The sequence below is a fragment of the Klebsiella sp. K47 genome (assembly GCF_051858335.1).
Classification (GTDB): domain Bacteria; phylum Pseudomonadota; class Gammaproteobacteria; order Enterobacterales; family Enterobacteriaceae; genus Klebsiella; species Klebsiella pneumoniae.
Map to the genome: position 1 here is coordinate 82,773 of NZ_JBPYUI010000014.1, position 17,507 is coordinate 100,279.

The 17,507-nt window shown below is 55.5% G+C and carries 16 protein-coding genes and 1 other annotated feature; of the genes, 9 read left to right on the forward strand and 7 right to left on the reverse strand.

What is annotated here, in order from left to right; all coding sequences use genetic code 11:
- Positions 1–76 precede the first annotated feature (76 nt).
- Both RRF55_RS15275 and RRF55_RS15280 read right to left on the reverse strand, forming a co-directional pair.
- Positions 77–967: a LysR family transcriptional regulator gene (locus RRF55_RS15275; protein WP_004189172.1), complete on the reverse strand. Its 891-nt coding sequence runs from the start codon at positions 965–967 to the stop codon at positions 77–79.
- 38 nt (positions 968–1,005) lie between these two features.
- Positions 1,006–1,830, reverse strand: coding sequence for an SDR family oxidoreductase (locus RRF55_RS15280; protein ID WP_004152513.1), 825 nt, complete (start codon positions 1,828–1,830; stop codon positions 1,006–1,008).
- Between the two features lie 176 nt (positions 1,831–2,006).
- On the opposite strand from RRF55_RS15280, the gene hisL reads away from it, so the two are divergent.
- From hisL to hisIE, 9 genes are all read left to right on the forward strand, one after another.
- A complete protein-coding gene (gene hisL, locus RRF55_RS15285) occupies positions 2,007–2,057 on the forward strand; it encodes a his operon leader peptide (protein WP_004899375.1) in 51 nt (16 codons plus the stop codon).
- Positions 2,033–2,155, forward strand: a sequence feature (His leader region). It overlaps the preceding gene by 25 nt.
- A 47-nt stretch (positions 2,156–2,202) precedes the next feature.
- A complete protein-coding gene (hisG, locus tag RRF55_RS15290; protein ID WP_002912152.1) occupies positions 2,203–3,102 on the forward strand; it encodes an ATP phosphoribosyltransferase in 900 nt (299 codons plus the stop codon).
- A gap of 39 nt (positions 3,103–3,141) precedes the next feature.
- Positions 3,142–4,446: a histidinol dehydrogenase gene (hisD, locus tag RRF55_RS15295; RefSeq protein WP_004148999.1), complete on the forward strand. Its 1,305-nt coding sequence runs from the start codon at positions 3,142–3,144 to the stop codon at positions 4,444–4,446.
- Positions 4,443–5,504, forward strand: coding sequence for a histidinol-phosphate transaminase (gene hisC, locus RRF55_RS15300; protein ID WP_004149000.1), 1,062 nt, complete (start codon positions 4,443–4,445; stop codon positions 5,502–5,504). The genes hisD and hisC overlap by 4 nt, the downstream gene beginning before the upstream one ends.
- Complete coding sequence (hisB, locus tag RRF55_RS15305) at positions 5,501–6,568, forward strand: bifunctional histidinol-phosphatase/imidazoleglycerol-phosphate dehydratase HisB (RefSeq protein ID WP_040188824.1); 1,068 nt, start codon at positions 5,501–5,503, stop codon at positions 6,566–6,568. The genes hisC and hisB overlap by 4 nt, the downstream gene beginning before the upstream one ends.
- Complete coding sequence (hisH, locus tag RRF55_RS15310) at positions 6,568–7,158, forward strand: imidazole glycerol phosphate synthase subunit HisH (protein WP_002912227.1); 591 nt, start codon at positions 6,568–6,570, stop codon at positions 7,156–7,158. Before hisB ends, hisH begins: the two co-directional genes overlap by 1 nt.
- Positions 7,158–7,895, forward strand: coding sequence for a 1-(5-phosphoribosyl)-5-[(5-phosphoribosylamino)methylideneamino]imidazole-4-carboxamide isomerase (gene hisA / locus RRF55_RS15315; RefSeq protein WP_048332913.1), 738 nt, complete (start codon positions 7,158–7,160; stop codon positions 7,893–7,895). The genes hisH and hisA overlap by 1 nt, the downstream gene beginning before the upstream one ends.
- Positions 7,877–8,653 (forward strand): imidazole glycerol phosphate synthase subunit HisF, encoded by a 777-nt coding sequence (gene hisF / locus RRF55_RS15320; protein ID WP_004180497.1) that lies wholly within the window; start codon positions 7,877–7,879, stop codon positions 8,651–8,653. Before hisA ends, hisF begins: the two co-directional genes overlap by 19 nt.
- A complete protein-coding gene (gene hisIE, locus RRF55_RS15325) occupies positions 8,647–9,243 on the forward strand; it encodes a bifunctional phosphoribosyl-AMP cyclohydrolase/phosphoribosyl-ATP diphosphatase HisIE (protein ID WP_004184787.1) in 597 nt (198 codons plus the stop codon). The genes hisF and hisIE overlap by 7 nt, the downstream gene beginning before the upstream one ends.
- Positions 9,244–9,281: 38 nt before the next feature.
- Here hisIE and wbdC read toward each other — a convergent pair whose 3' ends face one another.
- From wbdC to wzt, 5 genes are read right to left on the reverse strand one after another with little or no spacing between them, the layout of a single operon-like run.
- Positions 9,282–10,397 (reverse strand): N-acetyl-alpha-D-glucosaminyl-diphospho-ditrans,octacis-undecaprenol 3-alpha-mannosyltransferase WbdC, encoded by a 1,116-nt coding sequence (gene wbdC, locus RRF55_RS15330; RefSeq protein WP_004184789.1) that lies wholly within the window; start codon positions 10,395–10,397, stop codon positions 9,282–9,284.
- A 9-nt stretch (positions 10,398–10,406) separates the two neighbouring features.
- Positions 10,407–11,552: a glycosyltransferase family 4 protein gene (locus RRF55_RS15335; protein WP_004203596.1), complete on the reverse strand. Its 1,146-nt coding sequence runs from the start codon at positions 11,550–11,552 to the stop codon at positions 10,407–10,409.
- Positions 11,553–11,598: 46 nt separating this feature from the next.
- Complete coding sequence (locus tag RRF55_RS15340; RefSeq protein WP_064153712.1) at positions 11,599–14,121, reverse strand: glycosyltransferase family 4 protein; 2,523 nt, start codon at positions 14,119–14,121, stop codon at positions 11,599–11,601.
- Between the two features lie 10 nt (positions 14,122–14,131).
- Positions 14,132–16,189, reverse strand: coding sequence for a methyltransferase domain-containing protein (locus tag RRF55_RS15345; protein WP_032441066.1), 2,058 nt, complete (start codon positions 16,187–16,189; stop codon positions 14,132–14,134).
- Positions 16,190–16,209: 20 nt separating this feature from the next.
- On the reverse strand, positions 16,210–17,505 hold the full coding sequence (gene wzt / locus RRF55_RS15350; RefSeq protein WP_023280326.1) for an O9 family O-antigen export ABC transporter ATP-binding subunit: 1,296 nt from the start codon (positions 17,503–17,505) through the stop codon (positions 16,210–16,212).
- Positions 17,506–17,507 lie beyond the last annotated feature (2 nt).

Genomic DNA, 17,507 nt, shown 5'->3' on the forward strand with positions numbered 1-17,507 from the left:
TTTGCAACAAATTCAACGGCGTTGACAAGATGTTATGAAGTTCATTGCGTAAGCATAATTTTTAACGTGCTAATATCTATACGGTTTCCGTATGATAAATTGTAAAAATAGCACTATTTGCTAATAGCGTTTCCCGCCACCATTTGCCAGCCAAACCGCAGGTGGCGTCATTCCAGGCGATCCACGCGCGTTGACGAGACGATAGCCCGCGCACGGTCATGCAGACCAGCTCGCCGCTGTCCAGCAGACCCTGCACCTGATAGCGCGGCAGGCACCCCCAGCCCAGCCCCAGGCGCAGCAGCGCCAGCTGCCCCGCGGCGTCACACACCGTCAGGGTCTCCTGATCGCTGAGTAGCGCCCCGCCCTCGCCGGTGGCCACCGCCCGGTAACGGCGCAGGGTTCGCCAGCTCAACGGTGCGCGGTGTCGCGCCAGCGGATGCTGTGGGGCAACGACCAGCAGCAGCTCCAGCTCGCCGAGGGGGAGATAGTCATAACCGCTCAGCGGCGGCGGTTCGCCGAGCGCCCCCAGCAGCAGATCGGCCTGCCCGTCAGTCAGCGGCCGCCAGTCCAGCAGGGAGGGGTTCAGCGTGAAGTGCAGCCGGGTCAGCGGCTGTTGTTGATAAAATGCAGCGATTGGCGGCGAGAGCAGCGCCACGGGAAAGGTGCTGTCCACCGCCAGACGAAGGCTATTCTCCCACCCCTGCTGCAGCTTAACCGCCCGGATCTCCAGTTCGCGGGCGATATGCAGCACCTCCCGCCCTTTCTCCAGCAGCATCTGTCCGCTGGGGGTAAAGCGCGCGCGATGGCCGCTGCGGTCGAGCAGCTGAATATTGAGATCGCTTTCCAGGCGGTGAATGGTGTAGCTCAGCGCCGAGGGCGTTTTAAAGAGCTTTGCCGACGCCGCGGCAAAGCTCCCCTCTTTTTCCAGGGCATCCAGGATCACGAGGACATCCAGCAGTGGTTTCATCGCTACCCCCTTACGGTATGCGAATCACCGCTGGCGGATCACTCCATCGGCATCACCAGCGGATCGGGGTACTGGTACTCAAACCCCAGCTCATTGCAGATACGATTGCCATCCACAATCTTGCCCTGGCCGCCGTCCGGGCTGTCGCTGAACACCGGCGGCGGCAGACCGAGCTCGCGGGCCATCTGCGGATAAAAGAGGCCGCGCGCCGGATGGCGGGGCGCACATAGATTATAGATGTGCCCGCCCTTCGGGGCCTGCAGCAGCAGTTCGATAGCGGCCACCACATCCTGCAAATGCACCAGATTGACCACGTGCTGGCCATCCGGCGCCGACTTGCCGGCGAAAAAACGTCCCGGATGACGGGAAGGCCCCACCAGCCCGGCCAGGCGCAGAATATCCACCGATGTCCCCGGCAGGTTGTGCAGCCAGTCCTCCAGCTCCTTGAGCACCTGTCCGCTGGCGGTTTGCGGCAGACGCGGGGAATTCTCCTTCACTGTACCGTTGACGTTGCCATACACCGAGGTGGAGCTGGTGAAGACGATCCGCGGAATATGGTAAGCCAGCGCGGTATCGACGATCTCCTGCACCGCCTGTAGATAAAACCCTTCCCCTGCCCCGGTACGCCGGGCCGGCAGGGTGATCACCAGCGCATCGACGTTCATCAGCGCGTCGAGGTCCTCGGTATCACAGACCAGCTGTGGCTCCAGGCGCAGCGGATAGCTGTCGATCCCGCACATCCGCGCCGCCTCCACGCCATCCTGCGTAGTTTTACTGCCGGTAACCTGCCAGCCTCGCGCCGTCAACGACAGCGCCAGCGGCATCCCCAGCCATCCCAAACCGACTATCGCGACCTTTTTCATCCCAGGCTCCTGACTCTTTCGCTGTGCTGATTACAGGCTACGCCAGCCAGCGGCAACTGACAATTTCTTCGCTCAATATGAAATGAATTAATGATAGAAAAAAGCCCTTGCTTTCTGCGGCGGAAGTGGTTTAGGTTAAAGGACATCAAATGCATAGTCATTCACAGAGAATTTTTATGAACCGCGTTCAATTTAAACACCACCATCATCACCATCATCCTGACTAGTCTTTCAGGCGATGTGTGCTGGAAGACGTTTGGATCTTCCAGTGGTGCATGAACGCGCAGAGAGCCCCCGGAAGATTCACTTCCGGGGGCTTTTTTTTGGACCAAATTCGGACAGATTCAGACAGGTATTCAGAGGAAAAGAACAATGTTAGACAACACCCGTTTACGCATAGCTATTCAGAAATCAGGCCGTTTAAGCGAAGATTCACGCGAATTACTCAGCCGCTGCGGCATTAAAGTCAATTTGCACACCCAGCGTCTGATTGCGCTGGCGGAAAATATGCCAATCGATATTCTGCGCGTGCGTGATGACGATATCCCGGGCCTGGTGATGGACGGTGTTGTCGACCTCGGCATTATCGGCGAAAACGTGCTGGAAGAAGAGCTGCTCAGCCGCCGCGCCCAGGGCGAAGACCCGCGCTACTTCACCCTGCGCCGTCTCGACTTCGGCGGCTGCCGCCTGTCGCTGGCGACTCCGGTGGATGAAGCCTGGAACGGCCCGGCGGCGCTGGACGGCAAACGCATCGCCACCTCTTACCCGCACCTGCTGAAGCGCTACCTCGATCAAAAAGGTATCTCCTTTAAATCCTGTCTGCTGAACGGCTCCGTGGAAGTGGCGCCGCGCGCCGGCCTCGCCGACGCTATCTGCGACCTCGTCTCCACCGGCGCCACTCTGGAAGCCAACGGCCTGCGCGAAGTGGAAGTGATCTACCGCTCCAAAGCCTGTCTGATCCAGCGCGACGGCGAAATGGCCGACGCCAAACAGCAGCTGATTGACCGCCTGCTGACCCGTATTCAGGGCGTGATTCAGGCCCGCGAGTCGAAATACATCATGATGCACGCCCCGACCGAACGCCTGGAAGAAGTGGTTGCCCTGCTGCCGGGCGCCGAGCGGCCGACTATTCTGCCGCTGGCAGGCGACAAGCAGCGCGTGGCGATGCACATGGTCAGCAGCGAAACCCTGTTCTGGGAGACCATGGAAAAACTGAAGGCGCTGGGCGCCAGCTCCATTCTGGTGCTGCCGATTGAGAAAATGATGGAGTAATCGGCCAGCCGGTCACAGGACACACAGGGGAATACAATCATGAGCTTCAACACAATCATCGACTGGAACGGCTGTAGCGCAGACCAACAACAGCAACTCTTAACGCGCCCGGCGATTTCCGCCTCCGACAGCATCAGTAAAACGGTGACGGAGATCCTGAATAACGTCAAAGCCAACGGCGACGCGGCGCTTCGCGAATACAGCGCGAAGTTTGATAAAACCACCGTCGCCGCGCTGCAGGTGAGCGAGGCGGAGATCGCCGCCGCCGGCGAGCGCCTCAGCGATGAGCTGAAGCAGGCGATGGCGGTGGCGGTGAAAAACATCGAGACCTTCCACAACGCGCAACAGCTGCAGGCGGTGGATGTCGAAACGCTGCCGGGGGTGCGCTGCCAGCAGGTCACCCGCCCTATCGCCTCCGTCGGACTGTACATTCCCGGCGGCTCAGCGCCGCTGTTCTCCACGGTGCTGATGCTGGCGACGCCGGCGCGCATCGCCGGCTGTCAGCAGGTGGTGCTCTGCTCGCCGCCGCCGATTGCCGATGAGATCCTCTATGCCGCGCAGCTGTGCGGCGTAAAAACCATCTTTAACGTCGGCGGCGCCCAGGCCATCGCCGCCCTCGCCCTCGGTACCGAGTCGGTGCCGAAGGTGGATAAAATCTTTGGCCCGGGCAACGCTTACGTCACGGAAGCCAAACGCCAGGTCAGCCAGCGTCTGGACGGCGCAGCCATCGACATGCCGGCCGGCCCGTCGGAAGTGCTGGTCATCGCCGACAGCGGCGCCAACCCGGACTTTGTCGCTTCCGACCTGCTGTCGCAGGCGGAACACGGCCCGGACTCGCAGGTGATCCTCCTGACTCCGGACGCCGACATGGGCAGCCGCGTCGCCGAAGCCGTGGAGCGCCAGCTGGCCGCCCTGCCGCGCGCCGAAACTGCCCGCGTGGCGCTCTCCGCCAGCCGGATCATCGTGGCCCGCGATCTGGCGCAGTGCGTGGCTATTTCCAACCTGTACGGCCCGGAGCACCTGATCATTCAGACCCGTCAGGCCCGCGAGCTGGTGGACAACATCACCAGCGCCGGTTCCGTTTTCCTCGGTGACTGGTCACCGGAATCCGCGGGCGACTACGCCTCGGGCACCAACCACGTCCTGCCGACCTATGGTTACACCGCCACCTGCTCAAGCCTCGGTCTGGCCGACTTCCAGAAGCGGATGACCGTGCAGGAGCTGTCGCGCGACGGCTTTGCCGCCCTTGCCTCAACGATTGAGATCCTGGCCGCCGCCGAGCGCCTTGACGCCCACAAAAACGCCGTAACGCTGCGCGTTGCCGCCCTGAAGGAGCAAGCATGAGCATTGAAGATTTAGCCCGCGCCAACGTCCGCGCGCTGACCCCGTATCAATCCGCTCGCCGGCTGGGCGGCAAAGGCGACGTCTGGCTCAACGCCAACGAATTCCCTACCGCCGTAGCCTTCCAGCTTACCGAACAGACGCTGAACCGCTATCCGGAGCCGCAGCCGAAGGCCGTGATTGAGAGCTACGCCCGCTACGCCGAGGTCAAACCGGAGCAGGTGCTGGTCAGCCGCGGCGCCGACGAAGGCATCGAGCTGCTGATCCGCGCCTTCTGTGAGCCCGGCGAAGACGCGGTGCTCTACTGCCCGCCGACCTACGGCATGTACAGCGTCAGCGCCGAGACCATCGGGGTCGAATGCCGCACCGTGCCGACGCTGGCCGACTGGCAGCTCGACCTGCCGGGCATCGAGGCGCGGCTGGACGGCGTGAAGGTGGTCTTCGTCTGCAGCCCGAACAACCCGACCGGGCAGATTATCGACCCGCAGTCGATGCGCGACCTGCTGGAGATGACCCGCGGCAAAGCCATCGTGGTGGCCGACGAAGCCTATATTGAATTCTGCCCGCAGGCGACGCTCGCCGGCTGGCTCAGCGACTATCCGCACCTGGTGGTGCTGCGCACGCTGTCCAAAGCCTTCGCCCTCGCCGGCCTGCGCTGCGGCTTCACCCTCGCCAACGCCGAGGTGATCAACGTGCTGCTGAAAGTGATCGCCCCGTACCCGCTCTCCACGCCGGTGGCCGATATCGCCGCCCAGGCCCTGAGCCCGGAGGGGATCGCCGCGATGCGCCAGCGCGTGGCGCAGATCCTTGACGAGCGCCGCTACCTGGTGGAACAGCTGCGCGGCATCGCCTGCGTGGAGCAGGTCTTCGATTCCGAGACCAACTATGTGCTGGCGCGGATAACCGCCTCCAGCGCAGTGTTTAAATCTTTGTGGGATCAGGGCATTATCTTACGTGACCAGAATAAACAACCTTCATTAAGCGGCTGTTTGCGTATCACTATCGGTACCCGTGCCGAGAGCCAGCGCGTGATTGACGCCTTGACTGCGGAGAATGTATGACCCAGAAGTATCTCTTTATTGACCGTGACGGCACACTGATTTCCGAACCGCCGGAGGATTTCCAGGTGGACCGGTTCGACAAGCTGGCGTTTGAGCCGCAGGTGATCCCGGCGCTGCTGAAGCTGCAGCAGGAAGGCTATAAGCTGGTGATGATCACCAATCAGGATGGCCTGGGAACCGACAGTCTGCCGCAGGAAGCGTTTGATGGCCCGCACAACCTGATGATGCAGATCTTCGCCTCGCAGGGCGTTAACTTTGAAGAGGTGCTGATTTGTCCGCACTTCCCGGGCGACAACTGCGCCTGCCGCAAGCCAAAAATGCAGCTGGTGCTGCCGTGGCTGGAAGAGGGCGTGCTGGATAAAGCCCACAGCTATGTGATTGGCGACCGGGCCACCGATCTTGAGCTGGCGGATAACATGGGAATTACCGGTCTGCGCTATGACCGCGAGACGCTCGACTGGCCGACCATCTGCGAGCAGCTGACCCGCCGCGACCGCTATGCCCATGTCGAGCGCATCACCAAAGAGACCCAGGTGGATGTGAAAGTGTGGCTGGACCGCGAGGGCGGCAGCAAGATCCACACCGGCGTCGGCTTTTTTGACCATATGCTCGACCAAATCGCCACCCACGGCGGCTTCCGCATGGAGGTTAACGTCGGCGGCGATCTGTACATCGACGACCACCACACGGTGGAAGATACCGGCCTGGCCCTCGGCGAAGCCCTGAAGCTGGCCCTTGGCGACAAGCGCGGCATCAACCGCTTCGGCTTCGTGCTGCCGATGGACGAGTGTCTCGCCCGCTGCGCGCTGGATATCTCCGGCCGTCCGCACCTGGAGTATAAGGCGGACTTCACCTATCAGCGCGTCGGCGATCTGAGCACCGAGATGGTGGAACACTTCTTCCGCTCGCTCTCCTACACCATGGCGGTGACCCTGCACCTGAAAACCAAGGGCAAGAACGATCACCACCGCGTGGAGAGCCTGTTCAAAGCCTTTGGCCGTACGCTGCGCCAGGCGATCCGCGTCCAGGGCGATGCCCTGCCGTCTTCCAAAGGGGTGCTGTAATGAATGTGGTGATCCTTGATACCGGCTGCGCCAACCTCAATTCGGTGAAATCGGCGATTGGCCGCCACGGCTATGAGCCAGTGGTCAGCCGCGATCCGGAAGTGGTATTGCGTGCCGATAAACTGTTTCTTCCCGGCGTCGGCACCGCCCAGGCGGCGATGGATCAGCTGCGCGACCGGGAGCTGATCGACCTGATCAAAGCCTGTACCCAGCCGGTGCTGGGGATTTGCCTGGGCATGCAGCTGCTCGGCAAGCGCAGCGAGGAGAACAACGGCGTCGATCTGCTGGGCATTATCGAAGAAGAGGTGCCGAAGATGACCGACCACGGTCTGCCGCTGCCGCACATGGGCTGGAACCGGGTGTATGCCAAAGCAGGCGATCGTCTGTTCCGCGGCATTGAAGAAGGCGCGTATTTCTACTTCGTGCACAGCTACGCCATGCCGGTCAACCCGTACACCATCGCCCAGTGCAATTACGGCGAGGCGTTCACCGCCGCGGTGCAGAAAGATAACTTCTTTGGCGTGCAGTTTCACCCGGAGCGCTCCGGGAGCGCCGGGGCGCAGCTGCTGAAAAACTTCCTGGAGATGTGATGATTATTCCTGCTTTAGATTTAATCGACGGCACCGTCGTTCGTCTCCATCAGGGCGATTACGGCCAGCAGCGCGACTATGGCAGCGATCCGCTGCCGCGCCTGCAGGCCTATGCCGCTCAGGGGGCAAAAGTCCTGCACCTGGTCGACCTGACCGGGGCGAAGGATCCGGCGAAGCGCCAGATCCCGCTGCTGAAATCGCTGGTCGCCGGGGTTAACGTCCCGGTGCAGGTCGGCGGCGGCGTGCGGACCGAAGCGGATGTCGCGGCCCTGCTTGAGGCCGGCGTCGCCCGCGTGGTGGTCGGCTCCACCGCGGTGAAATCCCCGGAGGAAGTGAAAGGCTGGTTCAAACGCTTTGGCCCAGAACGGCTGGTGCTCGCCCTCGACGTGCGTATCGACGCCGACGGCAATAAGCAGGTGGCGGTCAGCGGCTGGCAGGAAAACTCCGGGGTAACCCTGGAGGAGCTGGTGGAGAGCTATCTGCCGGTCGGCCTGCAGCACGTGCTGTGCACCGATATCTCCCGCGACGGCACGCTGGCAGGCTCTAACGTCTCGCTGTACGAGGAAGTCTGCGCCCGCTACCCGCAGGTGGCGTTTCAGTCATCCGGCGGCATCGGCGATCTCAATGATATTGCCGCGCTGCGCGGCACCGGGGTGCGCGGCGTGATTGTCGGCCGCGCGCTGCTGGAAGGTAAATTCAACGTAACGGAGGCCATTCAATGCTGGCAAAACGGATAATCCCCTGCCTCGACGTCCGCGACGGCCAGGTAGTGAAAGGCGTGCAGTTCCGTAATCACGAGATCATTGGCGACATCGTCCCGCTGGCCAAGCGCTATGCCGACGAAGGTGCCGACGAACTGGTGTTCTATGATATCACCGCCTCCAGCGACGGTCGGGTGGTCGACAAGAGCTGGGTGTCGCGGGTAGCGGAAGTGATTGATATTCCTTTCTGCGTGGCGGGCGGGATCAAGTCGCTGGAAGACGCGGCGCAGATCCTCTCCTTCGGCGCCGATAAGATCTCGATTAACTCCCCTGCTCTCGCCGACCCGACGCTGATCACCCGCCTTGCCGACCGCTTTGGCGTGCAGTGTATCGTGGTGGGGATTGATACCTGGTTTGACGCAGAGACCGGCAAGTATCACGTCAACCAGTATACCGGCGACGAGAGCCGCACCCGTGTGACGCAGTGGGAAACCCTCGACTGGGTGGAGGAAGTGCAGAAGCGCGGCGCAGGCGAGATCGTCCTTAACATGATGAACCAGGACGGGGTGCGCAACGGTTACGACCTGCAGCAGCTGGCGAAGGTTCGCGCGGTGTGCCACGTCCCGCTGATCGCCTCCGGCGGCGCGGGCACTATGGAACACTTCCTCGAAGCCTTCCGCGACGCCGACGTTGACGGCGCGCTGGCGGCTTCGGTATTCCACAAACAGATTATTAATATTGGCGAACTGAAAGCGTACCTGGCGGCACAGGGCGTGGAGATAAGGGTATGTTGACTGAACAGCTGGACTGGGAAAAAACGGACGGCATGATGCCGGCCATCGTGCAGCACGCCGTATCCGGCGAAGTGCTGATGCACGGCTACATGAACAAGGAGGCGCTGGAGAAAACCGAAGCCACCGGCAAGGTCACCTTTTACTCGCGCACCAAGCAGCGGCTGTGGACCAAGGGTGAAACCTCGGGCCATGTCCTCAACGTGGTGAGCATCACGCCGGACTGTGACAACGATACGCTGCTGGTGCTGGTAAACCCGATCGGGCCGACCTGCCACAAAGGCACCACCAGCTGCTTCGGCGAAACCGGCCACCAGTGGCTGTTCCTCTATCAGCTGGAGCAGCTGCTGGCCGAGCGTAAACACGCCGACCCGGAGAGCTCCTACACGGCGAAGCTGTATGCCAGCGGCACCAAGCGTATTGCGCAGAAAGTGGGGGAAGAAGGCGTGGAGACCGCGCTGGCCGCCACCGTGAACGACCGCTTCGAGCTGAAGAATGAGGCGTCGGACCTGATGTATCACCTGCTGGTGCTGCTGCAGGACCAGGGGCTGGATCTCGGGGAAGTGATTGATAATCTGAAGAGTCGACACTAACGCGTTGACCCCCGCCGCAACGGCGGGGGTAGCTGGCCTCAGGATTTGCTTTCCAGCAGCGTAGTGTAGAGATTGACGTAAGCGTCAATCATATGGTCGGCTGTAAACATCTCTTCAAAACGACGACGCGAGTTTTCGCCATAGCGACTGGCGGTTTCATCGTTATGCCAGAGCTCATTCATCGCCTCCACCAGCGCCTGACTGTCATTCGGCGGGATCACGCAGCCATTTACTTTGTCCTGGTTAATGAACGAGGTCCCGGTGCCGATCTCGCAGGAGATCAGCGGCCTGGCAAAGCGCGCGCCTTCCAGTAACGTAATGCCAAACGCCTCTGAGCGTAGATGCGAGGGGAAGACCACGCCCCGGCAGAGCTGGAAGAGAATGTATTTATCTTCGTCGTTGAGCATGCCGGTAAACACCACATTGCTCAGTCCGCGCTGCTGCGCCTCACGCCGCACCTCCGCCTCCAGCGGCCCGCCCCCGACGATCACCACCGGCAGCCGGCTACGCTCGGCGGCATCCAGCAGAATGTGCAGCCCTTTGTAGTAGCGGAAAGCGCCGACGAAGAGGAAGAAGTTATCGCCGACGGTTTCCCGCCAGTGTGCCACCCGCTGCGGATCGTGCTGCACGTCATGCTGCTCCAGACCAAAAGGGATCACCACCGTTTTATCCTGATATTTTTTCAGGGTCTGGCTGGAGGCCACGTAGTTGGGCGACGAGGCAACAATGCAGTCTACGCTGGCGAGGAATCGCTCCTGCAGCGGCTGGTACAACTTCATCAACCGTTTTTGTTTCACAATATCCGAGTGATAGGTCACCACCGTTCTGGCGTCAGGCCGCGCCGAGAGATGCAGCATATCCATAAAGGGAAACGGAAAATGGTAGTTGATGATGTCGTAGTCATCTTTAATCTGCTTAAAACGCTTTAACGCTTTCAACGAAAACGGCGTGGAGGCAATTTCAAAAAGCTGCTTATTATAAATGACCCGATGGTCTTCGTAGGCGACAGGACCTGTCTCTTTGTCCGGGCTAAAAGTAAAAACATCGGCTGCGATCCCCCGGCGGGCGCAACCCTGACTGAGCTGATAAATGACCTGCTCAATACCGCCGTAGGTATCGGGATAGTAGGTCTTATAGACGTGTAGAACTCTCAACTGACACCCTTAGAGTAATTTATAGGCGTTAATGGTCTGGGTCGTACAGTTCTCCCACGAAAACTGTTTCGCCTGGGCAAGACCGCGCGCGGTGGCGATTTCCCGCCAGCTATCATCCTGCAGGCTCTGCAAAATATGCGCGCTAATCGCGTCTACATCATTAGGATCGGCAACGAGGCCGGCATCGCCAACCACTTCAGGCAAAGAAGTGACATTGGAACATACTACCGGCACACCGCAAGACATCGCTTCAAGAATAGGTAAACCGAATCCCTCATAGAAGGAGGGATAAACAAAGGTTCTGGCCGCCGCGTACAGATAAGGCAGGTCCTCATCCGGGACATAGCCCAGGTAACGGATCCACCCTTCACGCGTACCACGCTCGACTAACTGCCACAGCACATCGTCTTCCCAGCCGCGATAGCCGCTGAGGATCAGCGGGTAGCGCATGCGGGTCTCCATCGGCAGCAGCTGATAGGCCTGCAGCAGACCACGGATATTTTTACGCGGCTCCATGGTGCCGATATATAACGCATACCCCTGCCACGCCAGCTGATATTTCTGCAGGACCGGCAGGCACTCCGCCGGGCTGCGCGGAATATAGTCGCTGCTGCAGGCCAGCTTGGTGGTGACGATCCGCTCCGCCGGATAGTTGAACAGGCGGATGATTTCACTGCGCGAGAAGTCAGAGACGGTCAGGATCAGCTTTGCCGAATCCAGGCTCTCATGCAGGGACTTCTCCATATAGCGAACCCGATCTTTTGGATGATATTCCGGGCAGGTAAAAATGGAGATGTCATGAAACGTGGTCACGGCGCGTTCCAGGCGATGCGGCAGGTAAAAATTGGGACCATGGTAGATATAATCTTTATAGTCGCGCAATGCCCACGCCTGGCGCCGCGGGTGCAGCAGGCGATACGCCTCAATCAGCAGCGGCTGGCGGCGCAGAAACGCCGACAGACGACCATGATTGCTGGCTTTGGTATCGCTTTTATTCTCCACCTGGGGGATCTGATCGATAAACGACGCGCCGTGAAACAGCTTCAGCTCTTCGATTTCGCGGGCGACCGCCAGCCGCTTAACCAGCTCCAGGGAATACCGACCGATGCCCGTTAACGGGTATTTAATTGGCTCAGTAGCAAAAATAATTTTCATAACGAACTCATCACAAGGGCCACCGGAGTAGCCCTGTTGATAGCGATTATTGCTTCGCGGCTGGCGCGATAATCGGCAGGTTTTTCAGGAGAAATTCCGCGCTCTGTTTCCAGGTTAACCAGTTGATATTTTCGGAACGAGGATGCGCGTTTTGCTCATACAGGGCTAACCAGTCTTCGACGGCCTTCGCGATGTCGGCCGGCGCTTCCCCGGAGAAATACCACGCATGTTCCTGAGCAATCTCTTTAAACACCGGAATGTCGCGGATAATCACCGGCAGCTTTTTCTGCGCCGCTTCAATCAACGGCAGGCCAAAGCCTTCTCCGAGAGATGCGAAGATTAACGCACTAGACTGAGAATACAACTTCGTAAGGAACTCATCGCTAATGTTTTGTAGCCAAAATAGTTTTTTATTTAGCTGTGGATGGTGACGTAAACGTTCACATAAATCATCAACATGCCACCCCTGTTTACCAATGATAAACAGATTGTAGTTCTTGCCCTGTAACCACAATTCTTCAAATGCCGCTAGCGTCTGCGCATGTCCTTTGCGTGGTTCCATCGTGCCCACCATGATAAATGATGGAGCCGCGGCCATCGCTGCTAACAGCGCCTGGGCATTATCCGGCATGCCAGTGGACGGTACGCTGGCATCGAGGTCGGCTCCCAGATGGAAGTTGCTGACGGTCAGCAGCGGGTTCGGTTTCACCCAATGGCTGTTTTCCGCAATCCAGGCTTTTACATCCTCTGCAACGCTTGCTGATACACAAATCAAGCGGTCAGCGTGCTGCGCAATGCAAGATAACCAAATGGGGAACACGCGTTGCATTCCCTCATCGCTCCACTCCGGTCTTCTCAGAGGCAAAATGTCATGCACAACAAAACAAACCTTGGCACCGGATAGACGAATAAAATCCAGCTGGACAGTAAGCTCAGGAAACAGATGGGCAGTTAGATCGGTAGCAACCAGAATATCATCTTTGGTAAACAGTACAGGTACATCAGGCCCGAACGCCCCGTTAAAATGGGTATTCAGGTATTCGTTGGCATAGCGATAGCATTCACCCGGTCGATAATAAACCGCACTGACAGTATAACCAGCAACGCCAGATTTCAGTAATTCACTAAGTATACTGCGAGAAACCCGTTGAATTCCCGTTTTCGCATCATGCTCAACAAGAACAGAAATATCAACCAGCAGCTTGCGCTGATGTGTAGCAAAGCTATTACGAGCAATCGCCCAGGCTGTCTGTAAGCGTTCGGTTTCACTTAATTCTGCAATATTTTTAATTCTATTAATGGTGTGTGCGGTGAAGCTTGTGATATCCAGAGGTTCTGATGCGGAAGCCTTATCTACAAGCCTCTCAAATCCCTTTAACGCGAGCTGCGCGGTGTGATCCCATGTGAACTTTGCCGCCTGCGCCGGAGCATGAGCTTTTAATGCTGAGTAGAACTCACTGTCAGTCAAGGCCCTTTGCATAACACGGCAAATGTCGGGGACATCCAGAGGATTAAATAAAGCCTCTTCCATACCGATGACCTCGGGTAAGCTGGTCACATTTGAACCCAGCGTAGCTGCACCACAACGCATAGCTTCTAGTGGCGGCAGGCCAAACCCTTCATGTATAGAGGGGAAAACGAAAATTTTGCACAAATTGTAAAGTGCGATAAGGTCACTATCGTTTAAGAAGCCTGTAAAAATAAGCTGATTACGAGATAAACCATAGTTCTCTGCAACTCGGTACAGCCTTTCCTTTTCATCGGTGCTAATTTTATAGGCTAAAACTAAGGGATAACTCTGTTGCAGGGCATGCGGTAATAAACTATATGCATGAATCAGCGCTTCAATATTTTTACGTGGCTCTATCATTGCCAAAGAAAGAATAAACTCTTGAGGAAGATGATATTTATCACGTAAGTCTTTGATTTCATCGTGAGTATAATCTTTAATTTTAAATGAATCGCTTACTCCAGATGAAATATTAATAATTTTTTCTGCCGGAATCGATGTGTAATCGATAACTTCCTGCATGGATGATCTGGAAATAGCAAAAATAGCGTCCGCCCTTTCGTATTGAGCTAGTTTATCATAATAATACTGACGGAAGTTTGGTTCGCCCAGATAGCGTTCTTTATTCAGTAACGGAATTAGATCGTGACAAACACAAACTGTTTTCCATGGTACTGTAGTTTGAGGAATTGAGACGGTATAACTATCGTCAAAACCTTCGTAGAAATTAATAATAAAAACAACGTCGGGATTGATATTAGCAATAGCAAGTTCACGAGCTAGTGTGGCGGCAACACTCCGGGGATGGTTTTCACAGTCGCGAAGAGCTGTAGGGCCAGCAGCTGAAAAAATAAACATTTCTTCCTGCGGTAATATATCACCCCAGCTTTTTTTAATTTCATTTATACTATCAATCGAATACATGCCATTCATTAAAATGCTTACTCGATGCTGGCCAGCATTTTTTATGATCGCACGACTCATTTCATAGGTGCTGCGACCAACTCCACGGAATTTACTTTCCGATTGATATCCTTGTACGTCAATCAAAATATGCAAGTGACTCACCTTATCTTTTGTTTTTAAGCTCGCTAAAAATTGAGTTAACTTCCGGAGGCAATAACTCTGGATGTAAGATCTGCTTTTCAGTCTGCGACTGGTATTGTGGGTCGTTTGGATAAGGGTTATGTGAACCAGGATTCATACGACGATGCATACGATAAGCAAAGTCATAAATTCCAATTGTACGCAGTAGATTGATCACCTTCTGCTTTAGTCGTGGATGTGCACGCAAAAAATAAAATACGTTGCTAAGCACTCGTTTGAGTAAATGCTTAAAACGCTGTTTGAAGCCGTACTGACGAAGCAGATAGTACTGTAAGCCAGCGTACCGATACCACTTGGTCATTTTCCATGAGCGACTATAATGAATTTTAGCAATCTCATGACGTAGATTCTCTATTTCTTGCTGAGCATCATTGAGCTGCGTATGAAGTCGCATAATCTCTTCTGAATCAACGGCTTTACTCTGCTCAATCTCGATACGCGGCTGTACATTAGTAGTAACGTCTTGTGGCGGATACTCACGCTTCTCAAACGTCTGAATGCTCTCACCCATAATATTAATCAGGGAGGTGAGTTCATTGATTTGCGACTCGAGACGGACTACCCGCGCATCCGTATTGCGTATTTGCGTTTGACTTTCCAACAATACGGGCTCCTGAGCCCGGACCCATAGATCAGAAGCGTCCATAATGGAACTCGCAGCCGGTAGAGCATCTTTGGTTGAAAAGAGTTGTTGGAGTAAAGCAAAACTCCACTCACCAACAGGATGTTTCCAGAATGCTGTCAACCAATTTGAATACGGTTCAGGCAACTGGAAAGGACTTAATGGTGCGGAACGCCAGAAGCCCCTCCAGGATTTATTTTCACAAAATATTTCATTTACAAAAATAATGAACGACTGGAAAATATTAACTGGCCAGCTGCAGTCTTGTTGTACATCGCCAATCGAACCAAAATCTATTAAACGAGCGCTGTCATTATCGTCAATTAAAACATTCCATGTTCTGAAATCATCATGATATAGACCATGTTCTTCCAAAATAACTAATTGGTCGAGGAGATCGGAAATAACTTTTTCCCGATCAATATGCCGTTCACTGGCCAGAACGTCGTTTAACAGCTCTCCGGGAATTTTTTCCATTACCAACCATCCCGCTTCTCCATTCCCCCCTGCAGTAAACAACGCCGGCACTTTTAAGCCAGATGGTGGAGATTTAAGAAAAGCTTCTTCATGGGCGAGTTCAGTACGATTACGCTCGCTCTCCTTATCAGTTAGTAAGCAACTTACTGTACTAAAACGATAGAACTTACATATGAACTCCGAAGAGAAATAATAGCGACGGCTCTGTTTATGCGCAAAGCCTGCTCCGGTGTAAGGACTGTCGCGCCATGAAGTAAAAGGCTGATTAAATTCCGGAAGAATAACCCTGTGGTTACTGATAATATACATCGGACGTGAAATATTAGACAGATGAGTGTCAAATCTTCCAATCAATCGATAGAAAGCACATTGGTCAATAAGTTCACGCGGATCTTCAGGCTGAGATTTCCCCCAATAGAGTGGTTCCTCCTTGACAGCGAGCTCGAGAATCATCGCCTGCGTCAGATTTGCCAAACGCTCTAACAGCGATCTGACTTCAGCAACCCCATGCAGATGAACAATGTGGTGAAAAACACTTAGTCCAATGGCGAGATCAAATTGGTTTTCTTCCAGAGTGCTGACAATGTCTTCTATCCGCCCGACTTGAAATTTAACATCACAATGTGGATTTTCTTCAGCAAGCGCCTGACAAACATCAATGTTCTGCTGCAAAAAGTCGATACCTAATACGCTGGCACCCTTGCTTGCCAAACTTAAACTGAAGAACCCCTGAGCACAGCCCAGGTCGAGAACCCGTAGTGGCCTTCCTAACTCTCTGGACAAGCTGTCATATTGTTCACTAATTAGCGCGAGCCGTTCATTACAGTCTCGTGCAGCATCGCCATCCCACTCAGGATGCCCAAAAATAGTCTGATAAATTTCAGGTAATTCGCTAACCAATTTATGTGTATTAGTAGTCATGGAATGATTTTTTCTCATCTTCATTTGTAACTATTGAAAGTCGACTTCAGGTCAATCACTCCCCAGAAATCCATGCTCTTAGTTACATGCAAAATGATGGAGTCATAGCGACGATCGAGCGGCGTCATTTCGGTTTGCGGGCTTCCCTCTGAAATACCAAACGACAGAAGATAGTCACCGCTATTTAAATCAACCGGAAAACTGAATTTAAATACTCTAACGTCCCCACGTGATACCGAAATGTTTTCCCGGCCTTCCGAGGCCAGGAAAGAGTTGGTACCATATAGAAATAAGCCATCCAGAGTTTTGATTAACAAACCCGGTACCACGCAATCAAAGTCATATTCAAATACGACTTTCATCAGGAAATCGGTCTGCTGATTGCCCGTCAGTGAAGGCGGAAAATCAACCCCGGCGCTTTGGATGTGATAATCAATGATTTTTGCACCCCCCTGCCCCCAACGGTACTCTTCCGGACGGTAGCCTGGGCGCGTGTGGTACACATCTTCAATCTCATCGAGAGACATCTGACTTTCGCCGCTGGCTGACGAGGTTGCCGTTTCGCTTTTTGGCGCGCTGTTTTTATCGGATTTGCCAAACAGCTCATCCAGATAACGGTTGGTCACGTCACGGGCGGTGCCGTCCATACAGATATCACCATTTTTGAGGAAAATGGCGCGGTCGCAGTGTTTGACGATATCCCCGGCGCTGTGGGAGACCAGCAGCAGCGTGGTGCCCTGCTTTTTAAAGTCCGCAATACGGGCGTAGCACTTCGCCTGAAAACGGGAGTCACCAACGGAAAGCGCTTCATCGACGATCAGAATATCCGGGCGTGAGGCCGTGGCCACGGCGAACGCCAGGCGCATTTGCATCCCGCTGGAGTAGATGCGCACGGGCTCTTCAATGTAGTCGCCGATATCCGCAAAGGCTTCGATCTCCGGCATTAAGCGCTCAATCTCTTCCCGGCTCAGGCCCATCATCAGCCCGGACATATACACGTTCTGCCGACCGGTAAAGTCAGGATGGAAGCCCATGCCCAGCTCCAGCAGCGCAGCGACACGCCCCTGGATCTCAATGCTGCCTTTGGTCGGCTGAGTGGTGCCGGTCAGCAGCTTCAGTAACGTACTTTTACCTGCGCCGTTCACCCCAACAATGCCGACCGCTTCGCCGGGTTCAATACTGAAATTGATATCTTTCAATACCCATTTCTTGCTGTGCCGCGGCTTATCGCCCGGCAGAAGTTTCTCAATGACCCGGTTCCATTTGGAGGGATAATATTTATACGCCTTGCCGACGTGCTGAACTTTGATACTCATGA